Here is a 794-nt window from a genome sequence, read left to right on the forward strand (position 1 = left end):
AAATCGGTAGTTGTCATAAATGTTATCCTCCATTCTCCTTAATATAGTTATGAATTTTTCTTAATGCAATCTTATGAATTTTTGAAACAGCTTGTTGTGATTTGTTAAGATATTTGGCTATTTCTGTATCGGATAGTCCTTTTATATAAACCAAATTTAGTACTTCTTTTTGCTTTACAGATAAACTTTGAACTGCCTTATACAATATTGGATGTATTAAATAATCGGTTATGTCATTACTTATAGATAGCTTATCTACAGTAATTTCTGATTCAGGGTCTTCAATCATATCTTTAAAAGTGGTTTCTTCTTCGTGTTGGATGGTACTATCAATGGTTAATAGATTTCTAGAAGAATATTTTCTTTGTCTTTTGTTAAAATTAACTGCGTTAAAATATAAAGATGAAGAAATAAAAGAAATAAAACGTATGTCAAAATAAAATATTTTAAAATTCCGATCTAATTTTTCTATATTTTCATCAGTTGGATCACAAATGCTATCTAGAAAAAGTTGGTAGTTTTGTTTGTTTTTTAAAAAATTTTGTATTATTGGATTTATAAGAAATTCTTTGTTATTAAGTTCAAATTCGGATAGTGCCCTGAGTTGCTTATTGGAAAGCTCTCTTGAATTCATAATAGTCACTCCTTTTTATAGCAAAAATCGAATGTATGTTCTGTTTTTGGTGATAAAAAAATGACTAAACCAAATCATAGCCATAATATAACATATGAAATTTATGGAAAATCCTATTTAAATTTATCATATCATGGCTAAAACTTCCATAACACAATAG

Annotated in this window: 1 protein-coding gene; it reads right to left on the reverse strand. The window is 26.3% G+C overall.

What is annotated here, in order from left to right; translation table 11 throughout:
• Positions 1-22: 22 nt before the first annotated feature.
• Positions 23-634, reverse strand: coding sequence for an RNA polymerase sigma factor (locus tag V7150_RS25675; RefSeq protein WP_335523943.1), 612 nt, complete (start codon positions 632-634; stop codon positions 23-25).
• Positions 635-794 lie beyond the last annotated feature (160 nt).

The organism is Neobacillus drentensis (assembly GCF_036965245.1).
GTDB lineage: Bacteria > Bacillota > Bacilli > Bacillales > Cytobacillaceae > Neobacillus > Neobacillus drentensis_G.